At 44.0% G+C, this 25,871-nt stretch carries 23 protein-coding genes; 12 read left to right on the forward strand and 11 right to left on the reverse strand.

Features of this window, described 5'->3' with window-relative positions; genetic code table 11:
• Positions 1-325: 325 nt before the first annotated feature.
• The 4 genes from GTW09_RS06990 (at position 326) to GTW09_RS07005 (ending at position 4,079) form a co-directional block, all read left to right on the forward strand.
• A complete protein-coding gene (locus GTW09_RS06990) occupies positions 326-1,129 on the forward strand; it encodes a glucose 1-dehydrogenase (protein WP_163111164.1) in 804 nt (267 codons plus the stop codon).
• 139 nt (positions 1,130-1,268) lie between these two features.
• Positions 1,269-2,054: an alpha/beta fold hydrolase gene (locus GTW09_RS06995; RefSeq protein ID WP_163111166.1), complete on the forward strand. Its 786-nt coding sequence runs from the start codon at positions 1,269-1,271 to the stop codon at positions 2,052-2,054.
• A 128-nt stretch (positions 2,055-2,182) separates the two neighbouring features.
• Positions 2,183-2,881 (forward strand): response regulator transcription factor, encoded by a 699-nt coding sequence (locus GTW09_RS07000; protein ID WP_163111168.1) that lies wholly within the window; start codon positions 2,183-2,185, stop codon positions 2,879-2,881.
• On the forward strand, positions 2,874-4,079 hold the full coding sequence (locus GTW09_RS07005; protein ID WP_163111171.1) for a sensor histidine kinase: 1,206 nt from the start codon (positions 2,874-2,876) through the stop codon (positions 4,077-4,079). Before GTW09_RS07000 ends, GTW09_RS07005 begins: the two co-directional genes overlap by 8 nt.
• Here the strand turns inward: GTW09_RS07005 and GTW09_RS07010 are convergent.
• Complete coding sequence (locus GTW09_RS07010; RefSeq protein WP_163111174.1) at positions 4,043-4,639, reverse strand: hypothetical protein; 597 nt, start codon at positions 4,637-4,639, stop codon at positions 4,043-4,045. The genes GTW09_RS07005 and GTW09_RS07010 overlap by 37 nt on opposite strands.
• 753 nt (positions 4,640-5,392) lie before the next feature.
• A complete protein-coding gene (locus GTW09_RS07015; RefSeq protein WP_163111176.1) occupies positions 5,393-5,989 on the reverse strand; it encodes a hypothetical protein in 597 nt (198 codons plus the stop codon).
• Positions 5,990-6,191: 202 nt separating this feature from the next.
• Between GTW09_RS07015 and GTW09_RS07020 the strand changes: the two genes are divergently transcribed.
• Both GTW09_RS07020 and GTW09_RS07025 read left to right on the forward strand, forming a co-directional pair.
• Complete coding sequence (locus tag GTW09_RS07020) at positions 6,192-6,614, forward strand: MarR family winged helix-turn-helix transcriptional regulator (RefSeq protein ID WP_163111178.1); 423 nt, start codon at positions 6,192-6,194, stop codon at positions 6,612-6,614.
• A gap of 10 nt (positions 6,615-6,624) precedes the next feature.
• A complete protein-coding gene (locus GTW09_RS07025) occupies positions 6,625-7,029 on the forward strand; it encodes a GFA family protein (RefSeq protein WP_163111180.1) in 405 nt (134 codons plus the stop codon).
• 40 nt (positions 7,030-7,069) lie between these two features.
• On the opposite strand, the gene GTW09_RS17555 is transcribed toward GTW09_RS07025, so the two are convergent.
• The 5 genes from GTW09_RS17555 to GTW09_RS07055 form a co-directional block, all read right to left on the reverse strand.
• Entirely contained in the window at positions 7,070-7,771 is a 702-nt protein-coding gene (locus tag GTW09_RS17555; RefSeq protein WP_239059306.1) for a beta-lactamase family protein, read from the reverse strand.
• Positions 7,772-7,964: 193 nt separating this feature from the next.
• Positions 7,965-8,276, reverse strand: coding sequence for a helix-turn-helix transcriptional regulator (locus tag GTW09_RS07040; protein ID WP_163106000.1), 312 nt, complete (start codon positions 8,274-8,276; stop codon positions 7,965-7,967).
• An 8-nt stretch (positions 8,277-8,284) separates the two neighbouring features.
• Entirely contained in the window at positions 8,285-8,674 is a 390-nt protein-coding gene (locus GTW09_RS07045) for an immunoglobulin domain-containing protein (protein WP_163111182.1), read from the reverse strand.
• A gap of 4 nt (positions 8,675-8,678) precedes the next feature.
• Positions 8,679-9,128 (reverse strand): hypothetical protein, encoded by a 450-nt coding sequence (locus GTW09_RS07050; protein ID WP_163111184.1) that lies wholly within the window; start codon positions 9,126-9,128, stop codon positions 8,679-8,681.
• 158 nt (positions 9,129-9,286) lie between these two features.
• The gene (locus tag GTW09_RS07055; protein ID WP_163111186.1) at positions 9,287-11,986 is read right to left on the reverse strand and encodes a DUF2339 domain-containing protein; all 2,700 of its coding nucleotides are present in this window, start codon (positions 11,984-11,986) and stop codon (positions 9,287-9,289) included.
• 152 nt (positions 11,987-12,138) lie between these two features.
• Between GTW09_RS07055 and GTW09_RS07060 the strand changes: the two genes are divergently transcribed.
• The 4 genes from GTW09_RS07060 (at position 12,139) to envZ (ending at position 16,732) form a co-directional block, all read left to right on the forward strand.
• On the forward strand, positions 12,139-13,047 hold the full coding sequence (locus GTW09_RS07060) for a phosphoribulokinase (RefSeq protein ID WP_071980954.1): 909 nt from the start codon (positions 12,139-12,141) through the stop codon (positions 13,045-13,047).
• A gap of 226 nt (positions 13,048-13,273) precedes the next feature.
• Complete coding sequence (locus GTW09_RS07065; RefSeq protein ID WP_163111187.1) at positions 13,274-14,401, forward strand: DUF2855 family protein; 1,128 nt, start codon at positions 13,274-13,276, stop codon at positions 14,399-14,401.
• 251 nt (positions 14,402-14,652) lie between these two features.
• Positions 14,653-15,375 (forward strand): osmolarity response regulator transcription factor OmpR, encoded by a 723-nt coding sequence (ompR, locus tag GTW09_RS07070; RefSeq protein ID WP_163111189.1) that lies wholly within the window; start codon positions 14,653-14,655, stop codon positions 15,373-15,375.
• Between the two features lie 31 nt (positions 15,376-15,406).
• Positions 15,407-16,732 carry a two-component system sensor histidine kinase EnvZ gene (envZ, locus tag GTW09_RS07075; protein ID WP_163111192.1) on the forward strand — a complete coding sequence of 442 codons (1,326 nt, stop codon included), beginning with the start codon at positions 15,407-15,409 and terminating at the stop codon, positions 16,730-16,732.
• 26 nt (positions 16,733-16,758) lie between these two features.
• Here envZ and GTW09_RS07080 read toward each other — a convergent pair whose 3' ends face one another.
• The 4 genes from GTW09_RS07080 to hslR form a co-directional block, all read right to left on the reverse strand.
• Positions 16,759-19,167 carry a TIM-barrel domain-containing protein gene (locus GTW09_RS07080; RefSeq protein WP_163111193.1) on the reverse strand — a complete coding sequence of 803 codons (2,409 nt, stop codon included), beginning with the start codon at positions 19,165-19,167 and terminating at the stop codon, positions 16,759-16,761.
• A 256-nt stretch (positions 19,168-19,423) separates the two neighbouring features.
• The gene (locus tag GTW09_RS07085; RefSeq protein ID WP_163111195.1) at positions 19,424-20,986 is read right to left on the reverse strand and encodes a phosphoenolpyruvate carboxykinase; all 1,563 of its coding nucleotides are present in this window, start codon (positions 20,984-20,986) and stop codon (positions 19,424-19,426) included.
• Positions 20,987-21,354: 368 nt separating this feature from the next.
• Positions 21,355-22,254 carry an Hsp33 family molecular chaperone HslO gene (gene hslO, locus GTW09_RS07090; RefSeq protein WP_071980960.1) on the reverse strand — a complete coding sequence of 300 codons (900 nt, stop codon included), beginning with the start codon at positions 22,252-22,254 and terminating at the stop codon, positions 21,355-21,357.
• A gap of 21 nt (positions 22,255-22,275) precedes the next feature.
• Positions 22,276-22,680 (reverse strand): ribosome-associated heat shock protein Hsp15, encoded by a 405-nt coding sequence (hslR, locus tag GTW09_RS07095; RefSeq protein ID WP_163111197.1) that lies wholly within the window; start codon positions 22,678-22,680, stop codon positions 22,276-22,278.
• A 128-nt stretch (positions 22,681-22,808) separates the two neighbouring features.
• Between hslR and gspC the strand changes: the two genes are divergently transcribed.
• Complete coding sequence (gspC, locus tag GTW09_RS07100; RefSeq protein ID WP_163111199.1) at positions 22,809-23,735, forward strand: type II secretion system protein GspC; 927 nt, start codon at positions 22,809-22,811, stop codon at positions 23,733-23,735.
• 90 nt (positions 23,736-23,825) lie between these two features.
• Positions 23,826-25,871 carry a type II secretion system secretin GspD gene (gene gspD / locus GTW09_RS07105; protein WP_163111201.1) on the forward strand — a complete coding sequence of 682 codons (2,046 nt, stop codon included), beginning with the start codon at positions 23,826-23,828 and terminating at the stop codon, positions 25,869-25,871.

The following is a 25,871-nucleotide window of genomic DNA, read 5'->3' on the forward strand; positions in this document are numbered from 1 at the left end:
CAAGCAAAAAGCAGAAACATCGCATAAAGCGCGCCTTTGCTCTTGAATAAACCCAGCGGCTCTAGGAGTTAGGCGATAAGGGTGTAGGAAAGAGCAAATATGGGGCTCTTACGTCAGCACGTAAGGTACAACGACTAAATATTTTACTTAAATTTTACCCTCAATGTCTTACGCTATAATTTCATATAACATTCGCGAGGCGATGGATGATGTACTCTATGCTGATTTCAAGGTGAGTTATAAAGCAAAGCATAAGAAGTGGGTCACGACCATGTCTTAAACTGGGCGTTGTTGAATGCCGGTGAAACGTTCTCTTGGAGAAATAATGGCAAGGTTAAAAAATAAAGTCGCGCTGGTAACGGGTGCCGCGCAAGGTATTGGAAAAGCGATAGCTGAAATTTTCGCAAAGGAAGGCGCGTACGTAATTCTATCAGACATTGAACGTGAGAAGGGGCAGCAAGCCGCTGAGGCTATCGGCACCAATACGTCGTTTAAACGTTTAGATGTTACCTCTGAGCAGGATTGGAAAGATACAATGCACGCTATCTCAAAGGAGTATGGCCACCTCGATATTCTTGTGAATAATGCGGGCATTACAGGTTTTTTGGAAACATCTGGGCCTTTTGATCCAGAGCATGTCAGTATGGAAAGCTGGCGTGAGGTACATAGAACGAACCTAGATGGCGTTATGCTGGGATGCAAACATGCAATAAGTCTTATGAAGTCTTCCGAAAAAGCAAGCATCGTTAACATTTCGTCTCGTTCAGGATTAGTAGGTATTCCAGGGGCCGCCGCGTATGCGTCGAGTAAAGCGGCGGTACGAAATCATACCAAGTCAGTTGCACTATATTGTGCGCAGCAAGCTTATCCAATTCGATGTAATTCAATACACCCCGGTGCAATATTGACCCCCATGTGGGACGCAATGCTTGGAGAGGGGAAAAGTCGTTGTAAGGCCATTGAATGTATCACAGCAGAAATACCCATTGGAAAGATGGGAGAACCAGAAGATGTGGCTTATGCTGCAGTATATTTGGCCAGTGATGAGTCTCAGTATGTTACTGGTATTGAGTTGAACGTAGATGGTGGCATTTTGGCCGGCAGTGCAGCAGCGCCGAGTAAGCGTTAGGTTATGATAACGTCGAACGATATTGCTATTAGAACAGTACGCAGAGAAGACTTATTTTCTGAAAATAATTTGACTCTGATTTCACCTCTTCGTTGCTAATGTTGGTGCTAGTTTGCTTCAACATAATCAGGAACTTTCAATGCAAATGATAAAAGCAGCGATATTCGCTCTGTGTATTTCTCAGTCAGCCACGTCAATCGCTGATGATATTACCGTTATTTTTGAGGCTGGATTTGGCACGAAAAGTGACATCTGGAGCCCAGTGATCGCCCACTTGCCGAAAACCATAAGGGTACTTAACGAAACCCGGAGAAGCGTGAATGCGCGTGATGCTAAGCCAACGACGTTGGCTCAAGATGTGGCGACAATGCGAAAAAAAGTAAAAGAAGCCAGTCTTGACGGCAGCGTAATTGTGGTAGGCCACTCATACGGCGGCTTAGTAGCTACTGAAACGTTAAAAACCAGCTTGTCAGCTATTGACGGTATGGTGCTTGTTGAACCGACCACATCGGTGCATAGATTGCGTTTCAAAGCGCTAGACAAGGAGCGAGTGATTGCTGATGATCAGGCTGTCGCGAAGTATATACCATCGCATCTTCGGCTCCAGTATCAGGTGCTAGTTGATACACTTGACAATGCAAACCCAGAACTAACGCCATTACCCTCAGCGCTCCCGACAATTATTTTTACTTCCACAAAAGTATATTCAGAACCAATGTTCATTGAAGAAACCGCACGCGGTAAAACACTTTGGTTATCGCTTCACAACAAGCTGTTTGAGCAAGTAATAAAGGGACAACATATCCGCTCAGATGAATGGGGCCACTCGGTTCACACTGAGGCGCCCGATGTAATAGCAAAGGCGATTATGGATGTTGCTGGTATGGTGACTGCAAAAAGCAAACACGCTATGGACGATAATTAAGCTGTCGAGGCATGAGAGAATTGAGTGTTAACGCTGATTATATTTTTGTGGCTATGTCTTGTTTCACCCTCTTTTTTGCCCGTTTTAGTTAAGAATGTATTACGTTAACAATAAGCAAAGGGGGGAAGATGACTCGTAAAATATTGTCTATTTTGCTTATAGAAGATAATTTCGCGTTAGCAAAGCAGATCTGTCGATTTCTAGAAGGCGTGGGATGGAGTATTGATTATGCTGACAGAGGGCAGCAGGGTATCGCTCTGGCCGAATCGAATCAATACGATGTTATCATTTTAGATTTAAATCTACCTGACTGTGACGGGTTGCACGTTTGCCAAAGGATCAAACAAAAGCAAAAGAAAATTACGCCCATTTTGATGCTAACCGCAAGAGATGCTTTTGAAGATAAAGCAAAAGGCTTTCAGCAGGGTACCGATGATTATCTCACCAAACCCTGTGATCTTAGAGAGCTTGCAATGCGATGCGAGGCACTGTCGAGGCGGCCGCAGCTGCACAGTGCTGTAACGCTTAAAAAGGGCAATGTCGAGCTTGATCTGCGTGCGATGAGTGTTTTATTCAGCGGTAAGCCCGTAAAAACGACAAAAATTGGGTTTAAGATACTGCATACGTTAGTTGCCGCTTATCCTTATCCTGTGGCTAGGAGTGACTTAATAAGTGCCGTTTGGGAGGGCGAACCGCCTGAGAGTAATGCACTTAAAGCTCATATGTATAATGTGAGAAAGTCGCTAGAGCAGGTTTGTAATAAACCATTATTAACCACAATCAGCAACGTAGGTTACAAACTCGAAGGTTTAGAAGACAATGTTTAAAGGCATACGAGGGCAGCTTTTCTTCGGTTTTGGCGCACTTGTAATCGTTATAAACCTTTTTTACTCACGTCTTACATTTCTTTTCGTAGACGTAACAGAAGATCTTGTAGCGGGTTACGTTTTAGATTTGGAACGCAGTAAACTCGTAAGCAATAGCTTAGATATACAAAGCATGGGTGAACTGATTACGCCACCATTCAGTGTTGAACCCAGCAATAACGAAGGTGAAAAAAAATTCAACATATCAGCGATAGACGAAACGCTATTTAGATATACCCAAAACGGCGAAAGTGGATACGCCGTGCCATTCAAACATAACGGGCAAGCGTACTGGTTATCGATAGCGTCTACCGCAGTGTCGCCGCTAGCAATAACCTCGGAAGTCTTTAGTGTTTTTCTTTCCAGTATTTCAGTCGGTGTCATTATCTTGGCGATACTTGCTACCTGGTTCCTCGCGTCAACATTATCATTGCCACTGAGACGGCTGGCAATATCCGTTTCTTCGCATACACCTGAGAATCCGATTAGCATCAATGAGTCAACGAGAAAAGATGAAATTGGTGAGCTGGCAAAAGCATTTGAACATACGTATGGTGACTTACAAGTAGCGTGGCGCAGAGAGCATGACTTTGCGAGTGATATCAGCCACGAACTACGCACCCCTATAGCAATTATCAAGAACATATTGTCACTGACCTCGCAAGACAAAGCGTTACCCAAAGAGGATCGTCTTTTGCTCGAACAATCGACAACCACATTGCAAAATACGATAGAAGTTCTGTTGGCGCTTGCTCGAAGAGAAAACCTGGTATTTTCTGCTGTTAAAGCGATACCAATTTTCGAAAGAGTGTTGCTTGCGTTTCATCATGAGCATCACGAAAGTCAGTTTACTATTACGCTGAATGTATCGGACAATTTAACTGTTATCGGTAATTCAAATTTGATGACGCTCTTGTTTCAAAACCTTGTAAACAATGGCTTTTATCATGGCGGTGGAGAAGGGATGTCGATATACCAAGAGCAGAACCAAATAGTATTTGAAAACGCAGTTTCAACACGTATGAATGAAAACTATCAAGGGCTGGGTCACGGTCAGTATTTGGTGTCGCGGATGGCAGACGTCATGGGTTGGAAATTAGCCATGCAATTAGACGGGGCCATCTATCGAGTGACTGTGAGCCCAAAACTTCTATCGTGAAGTGATGATAATAGCAACAGATGTTTGGCAATAAGGATAAACCAAACAAGCTGGCTAAGACCGAATATTACGCCTGCAAAGGCGAAACCTGGTATTAGGGTAAAACAGCCTGAAAAGCCACTTATTAACCCCAAAATACTTATTATTTTCGGCCCTTTACCAATACTCAACAAGTGCCAGCTGATCGTAGTTAACCAAATACCGCCCACCCATTCAGCGCCATCGCCAAGCCCACTTTGCATCAAGAAAATAATCATCCACACACCGCGTTGTTGGTCAGGAGAAAGAGATAGAACGTATTGAATGGTAAGAATGGAAATAAGCCCGCAAACAAATATATAGCTACTCCAAATAAAGCCAAACATGTTCGTGAGGTAATAGCCCAGTGACTCATCAGGCCCAATCCATTGCTTAATGGCTCGAAGTAGCAGTAAAAAGAAAAGGCTAAAGCCTAAAAAGACAAAAAAATACCATGTCTGAAAAACAAGACCATTTTGCAAAACATAATTGAGTTTCTTTTCCGCGTGCAGCTGCACACCCGGCTCAATCCAAAAAATCATGATAAAGCCGACGAGGTAGCACAATGCGCAGCCCAGTGCGCCGCATGCCCCGAGTACGAAATGAAATGAATTTTTTTGCGGTTTAAACGCGTACAATTTTGATAACCGTTCCGTCTTTTGTGTTCGTGCAAGTTTATTTCAAATGTGTAGCGTGATTATTGAAAAAGCTTCAAACAAAAATATAAACATAAGTTAATCATTTATATTGATTAATGTATCGAGCAATTGCAATCGCACTAGGAATAGTAATTACAGTCCAAACTATGCCCGCAATTGCTGGAAATACTGTCTTTAGGCCGCCAGTAAAAACGAAGTAAACGATAAATAGCATAAGCAGCGATACACTGAGCCAATACATGTACAAAAAAATACGCCACGCTAGGCCACATTTAAGCGGTTTCCGCCTGATATATAAATAATGACCAACTATCAATATTAGCCCTACTGAAAGTGGGAGATAACGGCTAGCTGGACCGCCAGCATCATTGGATACCTTTTCGAGCAGATGATAAGCAGGGGCGCATAGAAGTAGCAAACCATACGCAAAGAAGCCTCTGGGACGCGAAGTCTTTAAAAAAATGCTGTTTAATAGTTGTTTCATGATGCAGTTCAGACGTTGATGCCTTGTATGAATTTTGTCGTTAGTGCATAGAATAAAAGCCAGATGCTGGTGAGGCAAAGCACCAGCATCTGAATAAGAAAAGCAATCACGACCTGATCGTTTATGTTTTCGTTTAGCACTACAGCAGAGATTTAAAACGCATAACGGGCGAAAATGCTGCAAGCCTCAAAATCAGAGTATTTAATATAGTCAGCACCCAATGAGAAGTTGTTATAGTGGTAAATAGCGCCAAGTCGGTATGCCTTTTGTTCAAGACTGCCTTCCCAAAATTGCCACTCCAGACCGCCTGAGAATTCAATATTGTCAGTTAGCATGTATCGAATATTTGATGCAAAACTGTGATGGTTACTGTCTCCACGTTGACGCTCTACACCATTATTCAAGTCAATGGCAAAGCGCCCCACATTCACAGACGCATCAATTTTCGTATTTTGGTTTACTTCAAATATATAACCAACGCCATACTGCCAGTTGCTCTCATCAAGCGTATGTTCAAGACCGTTATCTCCTGTGATTGAATCATCTAATTCACGATAACGCCCCTTGACAAAGAAGCTGTCAAAGAAAGTGATACTGGCTTGTATTTCGGGGCCAATTTGCTCAAACGCTTCTAAACCAGCCATTTGGTTTTCAACAAACCCTACCTGAACAAAATCGTACGATAATGACTCAGCAAAAGTTAATTGAGACAAAAGTAATAACGGAACAATCGCAGTCACTCGTTTCATATTTAATACCTTAGTAGTTATTAGGGTGATATAAAATTACAGGGCAAGAGGTAAAGCGCAGGTAAAAGAACGCTCCGTTAAACGTTTTAATACCTTGATAGATATACCGAAAAGAGATGTGTCATCGCCTAAAATAATCAGGTTGACAATATTTTTTATTTACATATACTTCACCACTCAAGTATATATTGAGTATTATGAAATGAAAAATGAAGAGAAATATGGCGCTATTTCGAAAAGTCTTTGGCTGAACTCAGCCATAATCTCTAAACATCTGGATAACAGTTTATCTGCAGTTCATGGCGTTGGGTTAACGGAATACATGGTATTGCATAGCCTTATGGCCGCTTCAAACCATGCACTGCGACGAATAGATATTGCTGAGTCCTTAGCCAGAACGGCATCGGGAATAACCCGGATACTTTTGCCGATGGAAAAGATTGGTCTTGTTGCCAAAGATGTGAACGAAAGAGATGCGCGTGTGAGCTTGGTAAAAATTACGCCTGCAGGCGAGGTACTTTTTAATAACGCTACCACAACGTTGAACGCAAGGTCTGAAGTGTTATTAAAGAACTTAGACCATAAAGGTGCGGATAAATTTCTGGCTTTATTGCAATCCATTTAAGGAAATAATAATGACTACTTTGGTAGGCTCTTGCGTTTGTGGCGAAATAACCTTTGGTGTTGAAGATCGGTTTGTTTATGCTGGTTACTGCCATTGCTCGCTATGCAGAAAATCCTCTGGTGCAACGGGTACTGCAGTTGGTGGTGTACCTCGCGAGTATTTTACGATCATAAAAGGTGACCAACACGTAAAACGCTTTCACAGAAGTAAAGATACTATCTCTTGCTTTTGCGGGGCGTGTGGTTCTACGCTATTCGGAGAAAAGCCTTCGTTGAATATGGTTCATGTCAGATATGGCGCTTTAAACACAAGTCCGTCGCTTCTGCCCCAGGCGCACATGCATGTAGCGTCAAAAGCGGCTTGGTATGAAATAACAGATTCATTGCCGCAGTTTGACGCGTTTCCATCACAATAGTGAGCGTTAAGCTAGTGAAAATGACGAGGCATGTGCCTAGCTATAATTCATTGCTCAATACGGTGTCGACAAGCTCGCTCTGTCTTTGAATACAACCCTGTGCTACACCACAGTTAATAAATAGTGAAATACTGGTATCGTTATGAGGGATGTAGATATTAGTACTGCTGTAACCCGGCTCGTCACCCCCGTGGTGATATATTGGCATACCTGTCAACGTGTCTTTCATCATCCCCATACCGTAAAACGCTCCATCGCCAAGACTGGTTAAGTTATCGTCGCCTATCATAAGGCTACGAATCGATTCCGATATCGGTGAGTTATTAGATGCAATTGCCCGAATTAACAGGGTAAGATCTTCGACGGTGGATACCAGTGGTGCATCCGCGACGCCAATGTTTTGATAGGCAATTTTTGTGTTTATGACATCGCCGTCAAGGTAGGTACTGTTTCGCCAGCCGCGTAACCGGAAAGCCATGTACTGTAGTACTAATAATCTGCGTAATGAAACAACGTCTTGCCCCGTCCGCTCGTGTTCAGGCAATTTCCATCTGGTGAGTAAGGTATTAAAATCTGCACCTAGATCTAACGAGTTATCTTCGCGATATTTCATCAATAACGCTGCAAATGCGGGTTTAGCGATACTATCCGCTTGGAACACCGTGATTTCATTAACAACCAATTTAGTAGTTAAATCTTTAACGCCACTTTGCATGGTCCCGGCTAGTCTCCCATTTCTCATAAATGCTACAGACACACTAGGTATACTGCAATGAGTTGGAAGCAATGGGTGAAAGCTATAAATAAGACGCTGAGAAAATAGCGACGAAAACATCAATATAAACACGTTAATAACAAAATCGCTCGGTGATTAAACCGACATAACCCCTTGGTAATCACACAAATCCACTTAATAGTGTTAACACCAAGCGACTTTAGAGCAGCGCTAAAATCGTTGTACTGGCTCCACCACCAACCACAAGACCACAGATAAAAATGAATAAGTACGCTTTTACTGGGTTTTGTCGTGCTGGCTCTACTTCTGCTATTTCCGGCACTTTAAATAAAACTTGACGCTTAACATCAAAGGCTACACATAAGGCCATGATGGTCTCCAGCGATGCATTCCCTTTGTTTTCCACTCGCTGAATGGTGCGTAAATTTACGTCACATAACTCTGCAAGCTGCGCTTGGGTCCACGCTCGCTCTATGCGCATCTCTTTTACAATATCGCCTCTAACTTCCATTTGTTATTTCACCCTGCAAATAGCATAACTGCAAAATAACCAAACACCGCCCCCAAAGCGGCTATACCGGCAATGACCGCGATGTTTTTAAATAGCGAATTGTTGCGAGACAGCATAGAGGTAGACTCTCGCTTTACAGTGCGTGCACCTTTTTTAAGGCGCACCTCTGTACGGTAAGTGAAAGGGTTCTCCACTTCCACTTCGAGAGTATAATCTTGATCGTTTAGCCTAAGCGCGTGTCGACCTGTAAATCGAAACAAGTTGCGATGTTCTGATACAGGGTGATCGTCCACATACACAACCTCTTTCCCCGACCATAAACTGCAGTGTACCGCTATATCGTGGCCTTCGTGTTGCAAGTGACACCAGAGCCCCTGCCTCATTGTTATTTGCGTCATAATACTATCCGGAGAAACTCATAAAGCCTAAATAACCGCAAAGAAAGCCCACAATTAACCCTACGAATAAAAGCTTATCCATACTGAAAAAGGATTTTAGTAAATTTCCTTTTTCCAATTGCGATAATGTTTCGCTGGCCACTTCTTTCCCGTCACAAAACAGAGTGACCTTTAATTCACCACGTAAAACATGAGTCATGTGTGTTTTTACGAGGTACTCATGACCATTTTTAGTAAACGCATGCTCACTTTTCGTGCTGCTTAAATTTCTAAACGACGATACCACTTCGTTATTGAAAGACACTTTTTCCTTACCGCTAAACACCGAGCCCCACATAGAGATATCATTACCCTCGTGGTCGAAATAAAACCAATACCCATTGTTTAGCGATACTTGACTCATATGTTCTCTTCTTGATACTTGCGATTGTTTTATAACTTCATTTGATTGCATGATTGTTCTCCTTTGCTTCAATGCCAGCGCATTTCATCGGAAATAGCGAGTAAGTGAAACGGCACTAATGCGACAGGACAGTAAATCATCTGTTTTTGTCATACGACACCCCTGTGTCGCATTGCTAAACCACTAAAATATAATAAGAAAATAAAAACTCATGCGCCAGACAATTCAGCGTCGCCACGCAGCTTTTGGAACAGCCAACCAATGCCAACCAAGCTTAAACCTAGTCCGATAAAGGAAAGCGCACGATATAACCCTTCGAGATTTGCCATATCAATAACAAACGCTTTTAAGATCACCACAGCTAATAAACCGAAGCCAAGCTTTACTGCTAAAACACGCTGCTTTATTTGCCCTATAAATATGGTGGTGGTTGCGATAACAAGCCAACAGATAGAGTAGGTGTAAAGCTCAGGTTGAGTGAATCCAGTATCTAAAATAATGCTGGCCTGATGAAAAGCGCCGCGAATTACACTGTTTACATAGAGAAATGCAAAACCACCTGCAATGGCACCTAAGCCAATACGAAGCTGTTGACTCATTAATGAAGATAGTGCATTTAACGAACCTAAAACTCTACGCTGCAGCACGCTAGAAAGTATGCAACCTATTAGTGCGGCAGGCAGTAACCACTGAAGCAGCAACCAGTTAAAAACGGCACCATCTCCGGTAGGCTGCGCGTATATAAAAGGGTTGTGCTTGATACTTATATCTGTGTGGATAATACCTGCACCGATAAGCAGAACGAGGGCGGCATTGCGGTATAACACTGTCATGGTACTGGCAATATATGCTCGGTAATAATATGCACCAGAAAGCGCGACCCAACCAAGTGCCAACAGTACACTCTCTTGATAGGTAGCTGAAAAAACACTGGGGTAAGTGCCTGTTAAGTAATAGCCTGGTTCTGTAGTGATAAACAGTGCAATTAGATGAAGTAATGCCCCTTCCAACCATATCTTTAGGCTATCTGAAGGGTTGTACTTCCTAGCAATAAGTAATGATAAGAAAATGAAAGGATAGATAACGGCAGTCCAGTGCACGCCTAATATAGACTCGTAAGCGTAGTCTGCAAGCCAAGGAGCCACTGTAATACGCACCATAACAATGGCTAGCAGCACTTTATAAAGCCAATCTGGCAAGCTGACTTTATAGCGAAGACTCAATACGCTGATGCTAGCCACTTGCAATGCTAGCGCGAACGACAGCACTGCGGCATCTAACAACATAGTTAAACACAACGTAAGACAGGCATTGGCGAGCACTGCGTAAGTAAGCTGCGCTAGTTTTTGCGACTTGAATATCACCCATGTACTCAAAATGGCTAAAAGCGCCAGCTCAAAGGCCCAAACACTGTACACAAGTTGCTGGGCGAATGTGGCTGTGAGGGCATAGCTCACACCGAATAAGGTGATAGGAAAAGCGACAATGTAAATCCAAAACGCTGGACGCTGCGTTTTGTGCGCCATAAGCGCGACATAAGATGTTATAGCAAGTGCTGCAATTTGCACATACAGATAAACACCTGAAAATACTGTGTTGATATCAGTAATGCGTCCCGCGTTTCCAGAGGCGCGCCCTGTAATAGCCTCGATGATAAACATATCTTCTAGCATCACCACATGACCCACCGTAGCAATAAGCAAAAGAAACGGCCAGCTATCAAATATGCTGTGTCGATAAGATGGCAGCAGCAATAATGCTCCTAAAACGGCAGCGCTCAACCAAATGTGCATATCTTCTGCATAAAACACTAAATAGGCATGCAATAAAATAAAAGATAACAACACCCCCACCATTTCCCGTGAAGGTTTTACTAGTTCTTTAAGAGATAAGGACTCATTAAATTTATCCCTCAGCGACCAACCTAGTGTGTGCGTGAAACAGAATAAATAAATAGAAAAAACGGTAAACCCAAGCCAAATCAAAATATCGGCCTTATCGGAATAGGTCAGCGCCATAAACGCCCAAGCAAAATGGCCCAAAACGCTGAGACGCCATAGCCACATCTGCGACACTTTCTGAGAAATCCATACGCCCGAGAGCGACACAAGAGAAATAAACACTAGTAAGGTGACAATGCTGTCAGCGTCTGTTTTTATTAAAGCAGGAATTGCATATGCTCCCACAATGCCAATCGACGCCAACAGAGGACCGTATCTTAGTGCTAGTGAGATAGCGCCGAAAGCAACTACCGCCATCAACAAAAAAGCGACTACAGGTGCTATAAACTGATAGAAATCATAGGCGACAAGAATTATTGCGTAACAAGTTATTACACCTCCACTGGCCAAAGCTGCACAAATAGTGGGAGAGTAAATACTGAATTTTTCTCGGTGCCTGGCGAGATATTCGGCGCCAGCCACCAAGGCAATACCAAACGCCGCACCTATTAGCACACGTATTTCAGCCGATAACAATCCAGCCTCAACCGAATAAACAGCAAGGAATACGCCTCCCACAGCAAGAACTACACCGCCAAGCCACAATAAACCGTGACGCTTTATAGACGTCATCAGACTTGATTCATCTGAAAGGAAACGCTGAAGAAGCGGCACTCTGCTCCTTTTTTCGCTCTCAACGTCTTCTGTATCTAACGCTACTTGCTGTTCAGAGCCATTTGGCTGTTCAAAGGAGGGATGCTTATTTTCGCTACTGTGCTTATCGCCAGCATTATCGATGCGAGCTTGAGAGTTAGAGTGTTTTAACCCACTAGAATCCTGGGTTGCCAGTTGCTTCTTAAGTGCCTTGATGTCATTTGAAAGGGCTGTAATTTGACTTTGCTGTGAATACGACAAAAGCGCGCCAATGCATATCAATAAAGCGAAAAGCACACCTAATAATAGCAACATAACCAAGGTCCCTGTAGAAATGTGTCGTCAAATGACAGCGCATTAAGGTGCGGTATACTCACGAAAAAGTCAAATAGCTGCCTTGCAGTACCCTTGATTCTTATCGCACATCGGCTTATAACTAGTCACTGTCATTTCCAACAAGAAATCCTATGTCTGTCAAACACCCTATTATTGCTATAACAGGTTCATCTGGTGCGGGAACAACAACCACGACCAACGCCATACGCCACATTTTTAGAAATTTAAATGTGAACGCTGCGGTGGTAGGCGGCGATAGCTTTCACCGCTTCACTCGACCTGAAATGGAAGTAGAAATTCGTAAGGCACAGGAACAAGGTCGACATATCAGCTATTTTGGGCCCAAAGCGAATGACTTTGAACTGTTGGAGTCTGTGTTCAGAGAATACGGAAGTTCGGGCACCGGACAATTTAGACAATACCTGCACACCTTCGATGAAGCCGTACCATTTAATCAAATGCCTGGGACGTTTACTCCATGGCAAGATTTACCAGCAAATACTGACTTGCTGTTTTACGAAGGCCTTCACGGTGGCGTGAAAACTGACGAAAATGATGTGGCGAAACATGTCGACTTGCTGGTAGGCATGGTACCTATTGTAAATTTAGAGTGGATCCAAAAAATTGTTCGCGACACCACAGACCGAGGACACTCACGAGAAGCCGTAATGAGCAGCATAGTGCGCGGGCTAGACGATTACTTTCATTATATTACCCCTCAGTTTTCTCGCACTCATGTGAATTTTCAGCGGGTGCCTACGGTAGATACATCAAACCCATTTAGCGCCAGGGAAATACCCACTCAAGACGAAAGTTTTGTAGTAGTGCGGTTTAGACGGGAAATGAAAAACGTAGACTATCCTTACCTGCTTAAAATGATAGACGGTGCCTTTATGTCCCGTATTAATACCCTTGTTGTTCCAGGTGGTAAAATGGGCCTTGCCATGGAACTTATTCTGTCTCCATTGCTTGAAGATATTTTAAACAAAAAGCGCCGCGCAGGGCATCAAATGGATTGGTTGAATTCAGACGAGGAATAGATCTCTTCGTCCGGCTATAAGGCTACAGCAGTTATTCACAGGTATTAATAGCGACGGCCATTTTCCCTTCATTCATTTTGAATAATTCCTACTGTTATTTTAAAGATTGATGCACACCAAAGCGTGCATATACATTTTCTATAACAATATATTAACAATGACAAGTAGCAATACAATTTCAACTGCGTCATGGTATTACCTAAATCGGGTCTTTAGGATAATTTTCATGACATCAGCACATTCAAACCCTATCGTTTCTTCTGTCATATCTTCTACTCAAATATGGCTAAACCAAGACCACCTCAACGAAACCAAAGTGGTTGAGGTGTCGCTTAATGCCGAAGAACTTGGCGATGATGAGCTAATTCTGGAAACAGACAATTTTGGGTTTTCAGCAAACAACATTACCTATGCTGCGCTGGGTTTTAAAATGGGCTACTGGGGCTTTTTTCCTGCTGAAGAAGGTTATGGCATCGTCCCGGTGTGGGGTTTTGCAACGGTAAAAGTGTCTCGCCACCCTGATATTCAAGAAGGTGAAAAGGTATTTGGCTATTTACCTATGGCCAGTCACTGGGTTATTAAGGCAGGCAAAGTAGCAGCTCATGGCTTCTCTGATGTGCACGAGAACCGCAAAAGTATTAGCCCAGTATACGACCAATATCTTCGCTGCAGCGCCGACCCTGGTTACGATGCAAACCGTGAAGCGTGGCAGCTTAACTTTCGCCCCCTGTATATGACGTCTTTCGTGCTAGACGATTACGTGGCAGAGCTCTCTGAAGGCGAGTCGTTACTACTTTCAAGTGCATCGAGCAAAACAGCGCTGGGCACTGCACAACTGCTAAAAGATCAAAAAGAACAACGAAGCGCAACCTATAAAGTGATCGGGCTTACCTCGCCATCTAATGTAGAAATGGTGAAAGCCACCGGCTGCTATGATGATGTTGTTAGCTACAACGAACTGGAAAAACTCGATAAAACCGATACTTTTTGGCTTCTAGACTTTGCAGCTAACGGCACCTTGATTAACAACATTACTCACGCTATTGGCGATAAGTTGAGTAAGATTTCACTCATTGGCGCAACCGACTGGGAAGCCCAAGAAAAACCCAACCCTAAATTACTTGATGCAGAAATTTTCTTTGCACCTTCCAGAGTAAAGCTGCGCCAAAAAGAATGGGGACACGATGTGTTTCTCAAGAAATACGCCTCGGCGTGGCAGAGGTTTGCGCAAAAGGTCGACAACACTTTTTTCGAGCAAACCCATGTAGGGACTGACAACATTATCGCGCTATACAAAGAAACACTAAACGGCAACGCCGACACAAAAGCATTAAACGTGGTGTCGTTTAAATAACGCTAACTACTAAGAGCAGTTCTTTAGGTGCCTAGATCTTTAGGAGCGCGGGCCTTTAGTAGCTTGGATCTCTAGGAGCACGGACTTTTAGGAGCACGGGCCTTTAGGATCTGAGCTCCTTAAATGCTTAGACCCTTTTTATCGGTTAGACACTATTTGTAACAAACCCCCTCCTCATTTTACATTTTCTTGCTTTTGTATTTATCGCCTTGTGGTTATAGTGAAACAAAAGTATTACCAAGAGTATGATCATGGGTCAGGAAACCTCAAAGATTCTCGTTGTCGATGACGATATGCGCCTTAGAAGCCTATTAGAGCGCTATTTACTAGAGCAAGACTATCAAGTCCGAAGTGCCGCAAATGCCGAGCAAATGGACAGATTATTAGAACGCGAAAACTTTCATCTGATGGTGCTAGATCTTATGTTACCTGGCGAAGACGGCCTTTCTATTTGTCGTCGTTTACGTCAAACAGGTAATGACATACCTATTATCATGCTTACCGCCAAAGGTGATGAAGTAGACCGTATTATTGGTTTAGAAATGGGTGCCGACGATTACCTTCCGAAGCCTTTCAACCCTAGAGAGTTGCTTGCACGAGCCAAGGCAGTTTTACGAAGACGCAGCAGTGAAGCACCGGGTGCACCGTCAAAAGATGTGCAGATTGTTGAGTTTGGTAATTACACATTAAATTTAGCGACTCGAGAAATGACATCTGGCAGTACGCCTTTAACGCTAACTAGCGGCGAATTTGCGGTGCTTAAATCGTTAGTTACTCACCCGCGAGAGCCGCTTTCTCGAGATAAACTTATGAACCTCGCTAGGGGTCGAGACTATAGCGCGCTTGAGCGTAGCATTGATGTGCAGGTATCTCGCTTGCGCAGAATGCTAGAAGAAGATCCAGCCAACCCTCGCTATATTCAAACCGTGTGGGGTTTAGGTTACGTATTTGTGCCCGATGGCGAGCAAGTATAGTGTTAATGTGAGACGTTAATGTGAGACAAGCATGCGTATAACGCCAAAAAGTGCTTTTGGACAAACTGTCTTATTGATTGGTGTTTTGCTGCTAATTAATCAAATAGTGTCGTACATTTCCGTTACTTACTATTTTATACAGCCAAGCTATCAACAAATTAATAGTTTATTAGCGACACAAGTAAAGTCGGTATTAGCTAACGACTTATTGGTAAGCAATCAAGACACTCGCACAGCCTATTACAAAGACACGCAAGTTAATGTATTCGATGAAAGCGTAGCGCGAAAAAATGGGTTAGACACAGCTGTTTACTATGGCTTCATGTCTTCTCAAATTAGTGAAAGCATTAATCAACTTGCCGACGTTCGCATAAGCACCGAGTCGCAAGCCAGTGATGAAAGCGCTCCCTATACCGTGTGGATTTCTCTTAATCGCTACCCTGACACTTGGATATCCATTCCCATTTCAGGGTTAAATGAAGCCAACATTTCTCCTCTTACGATGTATTTAATGGTGATAGGTATTTTGAGCGTTGCCGGTGGATGGTTATTTGTAGGACGAATGACACGGCCGCTATCAGCATTACAAAAAGCGGCTATTGCGGTAGGTAAAGGCGAACATCCTTCTCCTTTGCCTGAACAAGGCAGCACTGAAATGATTCAGGTTACCCGGGCGTTTAATCGCATGAATCAGGGTATCAAGCAGCTCGAAACTGATAGAAATGTGATGACAGCCGGAATCTCCCACGACCTAAGAACGCCGCTAACCCGTATCAGGCTTGCCTCGGAGATGCTGCCAGAAGATCAGGACTGGATTAAAGACGGCATTGTGAACGACATTGAAGATATGAATGCCATTATCGATCAATTTATCGATTATGCCCGTTATGACACTGAAGAAGTTACCCAAGAAACCGATTTAAACTCTATTATTGCCGACCTTGTTCAGGCAAGACAGCTTGACGAGAAGCATCATATAGAGCTTCAGCTAAACTCGCTCCCAATGCTCCCTTTAAGAAGAGTCGCGATGAAAAGGGTTATCGATAACCTGATTGAAAATGCATTCAAATACGGTTCTGACGACATCGCCATTAGCAGCTTTTACAACCGCCATGAGAAGCGCGTGTATTGCAAAGTAAGAGACTTTGGTCAAGGTATTCCACATGCCGATTTAGACAATGTATTTTTACCCTTTGCTCAAGGTGATAAGGCGCGGAACTCATCAGGCTCCGGCCTTGGGCTGGCTATTATTAGGCGAATCATTGAAGCCCACCACGGCGAGGTTTCCCTGCGCAATCATCCACAGCAAGGCCTAGTCGCCGAATTTTTCATTCCCTTTTCACCAGTAAAAGGTTAACCCAGTACATCAATGCTGGCTTAGACTTAGTTTATCGTAATATCAACAGCTTGCTGGTAGGTATATGGCACTGTGAACGTGAGCGTTTGCTTTTTCTCGTTCCAGTTAAAATTGGTGTTTCTACCATTGACACGCAAGGTTTTAGGCGCGTCTTCAAAACCGTGAACTACCCACAAAAATTCGCGCTGCTGTGGCATACCAATGTAGCTACCATCACTGTTTATCGACACCATTACGCTACTATTTCCTCTGCGCAAGGCTTTAAACTCGATAGTAGCAAAGGTGTTTTTGTCGACTGAATAGGGGCTTTTACCGTTATCCTCGTAAAGCGTATAGCCTGAAGACGCAACTGAATTGTCAAACCAGTAATGCATGGTTAAGCGTGAAGGGTCGTAATCTTCGGTGCGGCTCAATCCTTCTGACATAGGGATAAAGCTGCCCGCTTTTACCCATACGGGAAAGTTGTCGTCCAGCAGAGGATACGTCACCTCTTGGTCGCCAACGAAGCGCTCGCCTGAGAAAAAGTCGAACCATACGCCCTCTGGTAATAATGCATTCCACTGAGACTGCTTGGGCTGCGTGACTGGCGACACCAACAGTGCATCGCCCCACATATAGCTGTCGGCATGATTAAACCATTTATCATCAGAGTAAACGTACGAGAGAGGACGCATTAACGGCGAACCGCTTAATGCATTTTCAAACGCTAACCCATAATTGTACGGCAACATGGCGTAACGTAACTTTATAAACTCTCTTACAATAGACTTTACCGGATCGGGGTGGAAAATAGGCTCAGGCGCAATACTGTCTTGAGCATGCGGCCTGAAAACAGGGGTGAAGGCACCAAACTGTAACCAACGCGTGTAAAGTTCTGGGTCGAAGGCATCGCCTCCTGCAAAGCCACCTAGGTCAGAATGTGTGTACGCCAGACCAAAAATACTCATTTGTAGTGCCAACTCTACCTGAGGCGCGAGTCCTCCCCAACTTCTGCTTACATCACCAGTCCATGGCACCATTCCGTATCGCTGACTACCAATAAACCCAGAGCGCATGAGCACAAACGGACGGGTTTCTGGCTGTAGCTTTCGCAAATTGCTATAAACCAACTTTGCCCATTGGTGCCCATAACCGTTATGTAATGCTTTCGCTCGTACCGGTTTAGAATCCCATAGGTGAATGCTGTCATCTGGGTGTACTTCTGGTTCGCCTAAATCTCCCCACCAGCCTGCTACGCCCTGAGCAGCAAGCTTTTCGTAGAACTGCCAAAACCAGTCTTGGCCTGCCTCGCTAAATACATCTACAAGCCCGGTATTACCAAAATAGAAATCGAACGTGTAAGGCGCTCCATCCGCTTTTTTTACCAAGGCGTCGTTTAATACCGCACTTTCCCATTGTGCTGAAGAAGTGAGGATAAAAGGCTCTGTTATAAGCACAGTTTTTACATCTTGCTGTTTTAGCTGCGCTATCATTTGCTCAGGTTCTGGAAACGCAGCATTATCCCACTGTAAATTTCCCATATGGCCTTTAACGTCTTTACCAAACCAGTAAAGGTCCAGCACCACAGCGTCGACAGGAATATCTTGCTGATTAAACGCGCCAACTACATCTATTACCTCTTGCTGACTTTTATAGCCAAACCGAGAGGCAAAATTTCCCAACAGCCATCTTGGCGGCAACGGCTGCTTGCCCGTTAGCGAAACCGTTTTTTGCACCGTATCGGCCACACTTTCACCAAGCACTATTACATAGCTAGCCCTACCGCCGTCAGCTTGAAACAACAACTCATTGGTATTGCTTGCACCAATGTCTAGGGTTCCCGACGCGGTATTATCAAAAAGAACGGCATAGTGCTTAGAAGACATCACAGCAGACAAACCAAAATACATCTGACTTGACGATGTGGTGTAGCCGTAATGTGCTTTGTTATAAAGCGGCATCTGCTGGCCACGACGATCCATACCTAAAACGCGCTGCCCCCCGCCATAAATTTTTTCTGAATCATCTAAGGAAAACGACGCTGAAATTCTTTCGCCTTGCACTGACAGGCCTTTTTGCTCTTTCACCACTTGCTTCCCGTTCATAAGATAAGTCATGCGATGGGAGGCTTTATCAATATTGACGGTAGCATTTTGCCAGTTCAACGAAATAGTTGTAGGGGTGTCCTCTACAGTAGGGTTGATATCTTCGCCTATAGTAGAGTGAACTAACGCCATACTTGGCAAATTAGCATATGCTTTGCCACTATCGTCGGTTTTAAGGGTAACCACAAAGCTGTTTGTTGCCGTAACAGACACGGTAAAGTCGCTTGTGTCGGTATTCACATGCAGCGTATTTCCCTTTAACACATAGCCAACTATTTCAGCGTGTATTAACGAGCTAAAAAAGGCTGATAACGAAGCTAAAAGCAAAAACGGCTTGGTGGATCTCAACATTTTCAAACCTTAAAAAGTGTAAGTGCATGGTACAAGCTCGGTGCAGGGTAAAAGACCGTTTGCCTACGCACTAAAAAGTCAGTGGAATATTGATGATACCGAGGCCGAATACCAAACAAAATAAACATACGTATTCATAATGTAAAAATTGTTAAAAAAAAGCCCACGGCTATGCGTGGGCTTGGCGTTTCTGTTTGCTACTGCTCTAAGCTAGTTCTGTTAACTAACTTTTTTCACATGAGAAATCTTAACCGTATCAGTTTCCTGGACCGGCCTTAACGATTGCATCACTCACATCGTATTTTTCAAAGTTTTGCTGGAAGTCATTTACTAAATTAGCCGCAAATTCTTCGTAGCGTGCTTTATCTTCCCACGTATTCTTAGGGACAAGTAGGTTTGTATCAACACCAGGAACTGCAACAGGAACATCCAGATTCAGTCCATCAATGTGCTGAGTTTCAACATTTTCAAGTTCACCCGAGACAATGGCGTCGATAATGGCGCGAGTAGTGGGTATATCGAAACGGCTTCCTGTTCCGTATGGCCCGCCAGTCCAGCCCGTATTCACCAAGAACACTTTTGCACCAAACGATTTCACGCGCTTTATTAGCAGTTCTGCATAAACGCTTGCAGGACGGGGGAAGAAGGGCGCGCCGAAACACGTAGAAAATGTAGATTCGATATCGCTTGTAGAACCGATTTCCGTAGAGCCCACTTTCGCAGTGTAACCACTGAGGAAATGATAGGCAGCAGCCTCTTCACTCAACACAGATACTGGAGGTAATACGCCGCTAACATCACAGGTAAGAAAAACTACAGAGCGTGGCTCACCACCTCTATTTTGTTCAACGCGCTTTTCAATGTGCTCTAGCGGGTAAGCGGCACGCGAGTTTTGAGTAAGCGATGTATCTGTATAAACCGGTGTGCGTGTTTCATCAAGCACAACGTTTTCTAAAATGGTACCAAATTTGATTGCATCCCAAATTACCGGCTCATTTTTTTGCGACAGATCGATGCATTTTGCATAGCATCCACCCTCAATGTTAAATACGCTGCCCGGAGCCCAGCCGTGCTCGTCATCGCCAATAAGGAAGCGCTTTGGATCGGCAGACAATGTGGTTTTTCCCGTGCCTGACAAACCGAAGAATAAAGTAACATCGCCTTCTTCACCCACGTTTGCCGAACAGTGCATAGGCAGAACATCTTTTGCAGGTAGCAGGAAGTTTTGTACCGAGAACATCGCTTTTTTCATTTCGCCGGCATAACGCATGCCCGCGATCAACACGCGTTTTTTCGCAAAGTTGATAATTACGGTGCCATCGCTGTTCGTACCATCACGCTCTGGCACGCACTCAAACCCAGGTACATTGAGTATTTGCCAAGGCTGCTCGTCTCTTGTGTTCCACTGCTCTGGAATAATGAATAAGTTGCGGGCAAATACATGCTGCCATGCAGTCTGCGTACGAACCTCTAGAGGTATCGCGTGCTCTGGATCTGAACCTACCTGCAAATGCGATAAAAAGTGCTCTTGTGATGATAGAAATGCGTCAACGCGGTCCCATAATGCATCGAACTTATCTACGTCGAAGGGCTTGTTCACTTTACCCCAATCGATTTCATTCTCGCTTGAAGGCTCTTTAACAATAAATCTGTCGTTAGGAGAACGCCCTGTTCGCTTACCCGTTTCAACAACAAGCGCGCCATTCTTATCGAGAACGCCTTCGCCACGTTCAAGGGCTCGCTGAATAAGCTCGGCAGAGGTCAGGTTAGTGAGAGGTGTAACTTTCAGATCCGTTTGAATTGATGCAGCAGCAGTCATAGTGGTTACCTTTTATGTAATATTTCAAAACGCCTTACAAAAAAGTACCACCATGACAAACCCAAAGTAAACAAGGCCTATTGAGACAAAAACCAGAACGAAACCGAATTAAAATGAGTTAACTTTCAAAAATATTGTTATTTAATTACAAAAAAACGTTTTCCCCGCAAATATAACAATTAAATTGGTATTACCTTCGTTATTTATATTCACTTTTCGCCACTTAACCGTTGGAAAAATTTTGAAAAAAGTTGAGATTTACATGCAGAGAAAAAAGCGAGGAAGCAAGTGACTACCAACATATTGACCAGTGGTCACTTTTTAACCACTGGTCAATTGCAGTACAATTTAAGAGACTTCTAAACCGTTTACTGATTCGTAGAGGGGCTATCAAAATTGCCATTGTGGATAGCTTCCACATCAATCCTGTCGAATCGGTACTCAACATGGCAATATTGACAGTTCATTTTTACCGCCCCTTCTTCCTCGATAATAGAAATAAGCTCTGCTTTTTCTACATGTCGAAGTGCTTCTGCGCTGCGTTCTTTTGAACAGGTGCACGCAAATGATACTGGTTTCGGCTGATACACTTCTACCTCTTCCTGGTGATACAGGCGGTAGAGTATTTCTTCAACTGACAGCGTGAACATTTCCTCTTCTTTTAACGTTTCCGTTAATTTACTGATGTGCTCAAAGTCGTTGGCAGCTGACACATCTGTTGCACCGGCCTCGGCTGGCAATACTTGCAGCAAAACACCGGCTGCTTTTGCATTTTGCGCATCTTGAAGGTCTGTCATTAGCTGAACTTTTGTAGCAAGCTGTTCAGATTGCTGAAAGTAGCCTTCTATACATTCTGCCAAACTGGGTTTATCAAGTGCTACCACGCCTTGGTATCGCTCACCTTCATCTGGTGTAATGGTAATCACTAATACCGCTTGAGTGAGTAATTCAGAAAAGCTAGTTGGCAACGTAGCTAGAGTCTCATCCCAGCGCGCAACACCACGAAGGGTTTGATTGTGTGTCGCATTCACTACCGCGTAACTTACTGGCCCTTTGCTTTGTACCTGTAGCGCAATTTCACCTTCAAACTTTAATGTTGCGGTGAGTAATGAGGTTGCCGCCGCCATTTCACAAAGCAATTGTTGAATCTGAACGGGGTACTCGTAGCTATGTACAATATTTTTTAAGCTGTCGTTAAGACGAACTAGCTCGCCACGCACGTTAGCTTGAGTAAAAAGAAAGCGGTGTAATTGGTCGAAGTCGCTCATAATAATCCTGTTTACAGCGTGTTACTGCTGTTTAAATTTAATAATCTGTCGTCGCTGCTTTTTATCAGGCCTGTGATCGGGTTTCGGGCTATGAAAGGCATTGAGCTTTCGCGCCGCCTGGTTTTCTTCACGTTTTGTTACACTTTCAGGTGTTTCTTCGTAAAGTTGCTGTGCCAGCGGTGCACTCAACCGTTTATCGCTTACACCCAGCACTTCAATATCGCGATTATCAAAGCCCGAGGGAACTAAAAGCCGTGCACCAACCTCTACGTTTCGGCTTGGTTTAGCCCGCTGTCCGTTGTAGTGAACTTTACCCGACTGCACCATGTCTCGTGCTATCGCGCGAGTTTTAAAGAACCTTGCAGCCCACAGCCACTTGTCCAGCCTGACATTTTGTGTTGTATTGTTGCTATTCGATTGGTTCATATAATAATTTCGTAACGGTGTTGCTTTAGAGTTGTGACCCTAACCTTTACTAGGCTATTATGGGTCGCCAAAGCGCGGTTAACCAAAAATTTAACTTAATTTTAAAAAGCAGTACCATCAGTGGCAGCATGACATTCAATAAACCCAATCCACAAACCCTGGTTGTTTTTGTTAACCAGCATCAAAAACAACTACACACCCTTGTAGTGGTTCTGCTAAGTCTGTATTTAATTGCATTCGCAGCCAAACTTATGTGGCAGATTATACCTGAACCACAATTATCTGCGACACCTACCACAGCGCGTATCGCCCCTGTGAGTACGTCGAACGGAAGAAGTGGGGTCAACCTAAGTAAAATACAACAGCTTAATCTATTTGGAGATGCCGCAGCCGCCCCCAAAGTAGAAACCATCGAAAAAGTAACAGACGCTCCAGAAACTCGCTTGAATTTAACGCTTACTGGGGTAGTTGCAAGTACGGAAAAAAACTCGGGCACCGCGATTATTGAAAACAGAGGCAGCCAAGCCGTTTATGGTTTAGGTGAAAAAATTGAAGGTACTAATGCAACGCTTCAGACTGTATATAACGACCGCGTTATAATTAGAAACGGAGTAAGAAATGAAACTCTGATGCTAGACGGTATAGATTATGAAGAAGCTAACCGCAGGCGAGAACAACTAGCTCGCCAACAGCCTTCACCGGCGCGCAACAACAGTGATGATGAAGAACAAAGACTTAGTGACGAAGCGCTAGAGGCTACCGCTGCGTTGCGAGACAGCCCCGCTAATTTCACCGACTATATTTCGATATCTCCTAAAATGGAAGACGGCCAATTAATAGGTTATCAAGTAAGTCCCGGCAAAGAACCTGCGCTGTTTGCGTCGGCGGGTCTTCAATCAGGAGATGTGATTTCACAAATTAACGGTTTAGATCTTACTGATTTACAACAATCGCAGGCGGCGCTATCTGAGCTTCGCAATTCGCAATCAATAGAATTAACCATTATTCGCGATGGAAGTTATACCACGCTGTATCTCGACTTGCCTGAGTCATAAAACTCTTATAACAAACTGACATTATTTGCAGTTAGGCAAGAAGCGTGGCGACAACGGCCATAGGCAGATTAAGAAATAAAGGAAGTTAGAATGAAAAGGCGCACAAGCCAAAAACTATTATCTCGCTTAATCACTTCGGTGTGTTCAGCGCTTCTGTGTGTCTCGGTGACCGCCGCCGAATACATGCCTAATTTTAAAGATACCGATATTAATGAGTTCATCAATATCGTGGGCAAGAACTTAGAGCGAACGATTATTGTCGACCCTAATGTACGCGGCAAAATTAGCGTGCGTAGTTACGATATGCTCAGCGAAGATCAGTATTACCAGTTTTTCCTCAACGTATTGCAAGTTTATGATTTTGCTGTTGTTGAAATGCCAAGCGGCATTTTAAAGGTGGTGCGTTCTAAAGATGCAAAAACATCAAATATCCCGGTGGTTGAAGGGGCACAGCAAGACGGTGACGAATTCATCACTCGCGTTGTGCCTGTTTACAACGTTCCGGTTAGAGAACTAGCCCCCATCCTTCGCCAACTTAATGACCAAGCCGGCGGCGGAAATGTAGTGAGCCACGACCCGTCAAACGTTATGATGCTGACCGGTAGAGCTGCTGTTGTTAACCGTTTGGTTGAAATAATTGAACGTGTAGACCGCGCCGGTGACGAAGAAGTTGAAATCGTGAAGTTACGCTATGCATCAGCGTCTGAAATGGTGCGTATCATCGAAAGCATTAATAAATCGCAGGGTAAAGCAAATACCGGTGCTAAATCCGACCCACGTGTAGTAGCAGACGACAGAACGAACTCCGTCATTGTGAGCGGCGACGTTAAAGCGCGCCAGCGACTCATCACCCTTATCCAACGCATGGACCAAGAGCTTGAGTCTAACGGCAATACCCGAGTGCTTTTCCTAAACTACGCAAAAGCAGAAGACATGGTAAAAGTACTTCAGGGAGTATCAGCAAGTATCCAAGCCGAAGTGCAGGGCAGCACGAACACTTCTTCGCGCCGCTCTTCGTCAAATCGCGATATCAGTATAGACGCCCATGAAGACTCAAATGCCATCGTAATTACCGCAGAACCGGACATGATGCGCTCACTTGAAGAAGTGGTTCGTCAACTCGACATTCGCCGCGCTCAGGTGCAAGTTGAAGCCATTATTGTTGAAGTATTTGAAGGTGACGGCACAACGCTTGGAGTGCAGTGGGTGTCAGAGCAGGGCGGCGGTACACAGTTTAACAACGGCGTTGTTCCAGTTGGCGCATTAGGCGTTGCATTACGTCAAGCTGAAGACCGTCAGGTGCCGCGCTCTCAAACATCAGCGAATGGTGAAGTTGTTGAAACAACCGATACTATAGAAGGGAATTTTCAGCCTCTCGCACAGTTACTTGGCGGCGCAAACGGTATGATTGCCGGCATTATTGAAGATGGCTGGGGTGCGGTTGTTCAAGCAGTGAGTACAGATACTAACTCTAATATTCTTGCTACTCCTCACCTAACCACAATGGATAACGAAGAAGCCTTCTTTATTGTCGGTCAGGAAGTTCCAATTATTACGGGTACAACAACAGGTGCCAATAATTCAAATCCATTCCAAACCGTAGATCGTCAAGAAGTGGGTATAAAGCTTAAAGTCACTCCACAAATAAACGAAGGTGATGCAGTTCAACTGCTAATTGAACAAGAAGTTTCAAGCGTCAGCGGCGCAACATCGGTAGATATCTCTATCAACAAGCGTGAAATCAAAACTACGGTTATTGTTGATGATGGTGGCACTATTGTACTTGGTGGGTTGATAGATGAAGACATTCAAGAAAGTGTGTCAAAAGTACCGCTTCTAGGTGACATTCCTATTCTTGGTAACCTGTTCAAAACCACCTCTACTAGCAAGCGTAAGCGCAACCTAATGGTATTTTTAAAGCCTACGATCGTTCGCGACGGCGCCACAATGAACTCTATCAGCCATAGAAAGTACAATTACATTCGTGCGCTTCAGCTGAAACGCCAGCAGGACGGTGTGTCGTTAATGCCAAACTCAGATACACCGACAATGCCTAATTGGGATGATGAACTGTCGCTTCCCCCTTCTTTTGAAGAGTATCTAACTGAGAAAGAAAATAAAGAAGGTAATGAGTAG

Origin of the sequence: Alteromonas hispanica (assembly GCF_010500915.1) — a bacterium.
GTDB classification, from domain to species: domain Bacteria; phylum Pseudomonadota; class Gammaproteobacteria; order Enterobacterales; family Alteromonadaceae; genus Alteromonas; species Alteromonas hispanica.